Origin of the sequence: Haloferax profundi (assembly GCF_001469865.1) — an archaeon.
GTDB lineage: Archaea > Halobacteriota > Halobacteria > Halobacteriales > Haloferacaceae > Haloferax > Haloferax profundi.
The window spans coordinates 1-2,479 of sequence record NZ_LOPV01000545.1 but is presented as its reverse complement, the minus strand read 5'-3'; the positions used below and the strand labels follow the sequence as shown (position 1 = coordinate 2,479).

Annotated in this window: 3 protein-coding genes; 2 read left to right on the top strand and 1 reads right to left on the bottom strand. The window is 58.0% G+C overall.

Annotated features, from left to right (window positions below):
* On the bottom strand, positions 1-1,147 hold a 1,147-nt coding region (locus AUR66_RS16505; RefSeq protein ID WP_058573298.1), incomplete at its 3' end, for an MBL fold metallo-hydrolase.
* Positions 1,148-1,370: 223 nt separating this feature from the next.
* On the opposite strand from AUR66_RS16505, the gene tnpA reads away from it, so the two are divergent.
* Positions 1,371-1,751, top strand: a complete 381-nt coding sequence (tnpA, locus tag AUR66_RS16500) for an IS200/IS605 family transposase (protein WP_058573297.1) — start codon at positions 1,371-1,373, stop codon at positions 1,749-1,751.
* Positions 1,748-2,479 (top strand): transposase (locus tag AUR66_RS16495; protein WP_157533187.1); only part of this gene is annotated, 732 nt, incomplete at its 3' end. The genes tnpA and AUR66_RS16495, both read left to right, overlap by 4 nt.

The following is a 2,479-nucleotide window of genomic DNA, read 5'->3' as shown; positions in this document are numbered from 1 at the left end:
GGCCGAGTTCCAGTTCGAACGCCTGGTCGTCGTTTGCCGACGTTTGGCCGAGGTTGAGTGTGATGATTTCCTCGAAGTTGCTTGGTCGAGGGGGTGCGTCTGCAAGTAGGAACTCGACGAATGCCTCGCGATTCATCTCGAGGGCCGGCATCTGGTCACGGAGTTCACCGAGTGATGCGGTGTAGGTACCGTCGGGTGAAGAGTCCACGGCGTCAGTGAAGTGCCCCGGTGCGACGAGCACGTCGTCGGAGAGGCTCAGAATACGCCGCTGGAGTGTATCGTACAGCGTCCGGACTGCGTCGGGAATGCCACTGTCTCCCCCCTCTGGGTCAGGACTTCCAACGCTTTCGAGAAACAGACAGTCGCCCGTCAAGAGGACGCTCTCGTCGACGAGGAACGACGTCATTCCCGAGGTGTGCCCAGGTGTGTGTATCGCCTCGATGGAGAGGTCGCCGACTGTCAGCACGTCGCCGTCTGCAACCGTCGTGTAGTCCATCTCGTAGTCGACACCGCGGGCCACAGCCGGTTCGGGGATAACCGCCTCAACACCTCTGGTGGCAATCGAGCGCACGCCACTGACGTGGTCTGCGTGGATGTGGGTATCGATGGCGTACACCAACTCGACGCCCCACTGTTGGGCATCGTCGAGATATCGGTGAGGGAATGCTCGGAGCGGGTCGACGACTGCTGCTTCTCCATCGCTGATGAGCATGTAGGCCAGACAGCCACTAGATGGGCGTTGGTACTGGACGAGTGTCCCCACACCCTCGTAGCGAGAGATTGGAACAGCATCGTAGAGCCGCGCCCAACTGTTCATTCCTCCGTCGAGATTCACCGCATCGATTCCTTCGTCTTCGAGGAGACTCACCACGTATGCGCTTGCACCGCCTTTCACGCAGACGACGACCAGTTCCTCCTCACCAGAAGGAACCCGGTCGAGCACCTCGTCGTCGACGCCCATCAAGAACTCGTAGTACGGCACGTTGACCATGTCGACGTTTCTACTCTCGATGACCCACTTGTCGTATTCGCCCTCTGTACGCACGTCGAGGATTGGCACCCGGTCACCACGGGCAATCCGCTCCTGAAACGCCTCGGGGCGTATCGATGCCACGTCGTCAGCGCTGGGCAGATTGTCGATGTCCATCACTTCTAGAAGGGCCTGTAACTGGAAATAGTCGCCAGTCTGCGAGAGGGCTTTTTGTATGGGATCGTACGCCACTGCTGTGGGTATTTACGAAAAATTCGAGGCGAAAGCCTCGCCCTTCAGGGCGGGGATGAAGCCGACCAACAGTATTCAACCGCCGACGATGGTATAGACGGGGTTCCAACGCAATCTTTAATCCGTCCGACCGTGATAGTATGCATAGATGGTGAAGAGTACCCGTCACGCGAAATACGAACTCTACTACCACATAGTGTTCGTGCCGAAATATCAGCGTTCGCACTTGACGGGGAAGACGAAGGAACGTCTCGAAACCATCTTCGCGGAAATCTGTGAGGACAAGGGCCTCGAACTGGCCGAGTCCGAAGTCATGCCCGACCACGTACACCTGTTCATCGGGAGTCCACCCAAGAACGCCCCGTCACTCATCGTCAACTGGGTCAAGGGTATCTCCGCCCGCAAGTACAACCAACGCTACGACGACCGCGTGAAGTGGACTCGTTCGTACTACGTCGGTACGGCGGGTAGTGCCTCAAAGGACGCTGTCGAACAGTACATCGCTGAACAGGAAGGTGACGACGCATGAAGCGCGCCAACACCCTCGAGGTGGTTCCACAGACCGAGAACGACAAAAAGTGCCTCCTACGGCTACTCGACGCCTCCGCCTCTCTGTGGAACGAACTGACCTACGAACGTCGTCAGAACTACTTCGGTGACGGCGACGTGTGGGACACATCTGAGTACCGAGGACGCTACAACGGCGTCGTCGGAAGCGCGACTGTTCAACAGGTCACGCGCAAGAACAGCGAAGCGTGGCGGTCGTTCTTCGCCCTCAAGGAGAAAGGCGAGTACGCCAACCCACCGTCGTACTGGGGCAACGAGGAAGACGGACGCGAACTCCGCACCTACATCCGAAACAACCAGTACACGATTCAGTGGGGCAAACGTAGCCGTCTCGAAATTCCTGTCGGGCAAGAACTGAAAGACGAATACGGACTCGGCTACCACGAACGACTCCGCCTCGAAGTCCGAGGCAACCCAAAGTGGGATGGCAAACAGGGTCGTCTGGAACTCGAATACGACGAGGTTAGCGACACGTTCAGGGCTTTCCAACCAGTCACCGTACCTGATTCTCGACTGGATTCACCACTGGCTTCTCACGAAGCTGCCCTCGACGTTGGCGCAAACAATCTCGTCGCCTGTTCCACGACTACTGGGAACCAGTACCTCTACGATGGACGCGAGTTGTTCGGACGGTTCCGCGAGACGACTGACGAAATCGCCCGCCTACAGTCAAAACTCCGAGAGGGTCGC